1 protein-coding gene is annotated in these 241 nt (G+C 68.0%); it reads right to left on the bottom strand.

The window, feature by feature from the left end; translation table 11 throughout:
- Positions 1–241 (bottom strand): phosphatidylglycerol lysyltransferase domain-containing protein (locus HMPREF0072_RS11620; protein ID WP_155811916.1); only part of this gene is annotated, 241 nt, incomplete at both ends.

Here is a 241-nt window from a genome sequence, read left to right as displayed (position 1 = left end):
AAGCGCGCCAGGTAATCCGGATCGTAGCTGCCCAGCGAGAAACCCTTCTCGTCGCCGGCCTTGTCTTCCAGCCACGCGTTGGAGATCGCGTGCAGGCGCGGAAGCAGGCTGGGAACCTCTTCCACCGGTGCCACGCGGAACGACAGGCCGCCGCGCTTGCCGCGGTTCCAGGCCTGGCGCAGGTCGGCGCGTTCGCGGCCTTCCAGGCCGAAGTCGTGCAATGGCACGATCGCTTCCTCGC

This window comes from Anaerococcus lactolyticus ATCC 51172 (assembly GCF_000156575.1).
Taxonomy (GTDB): domain Bacteria; phylum Bacillota; class Clostridia; order Tissierellales; family Peptoniphilaceae; genus Anaerococcus; species Anaerococcus lactolyticus.
This window is presented reverse-complemented; position numbering and strand designations above follow the sequence as displayed.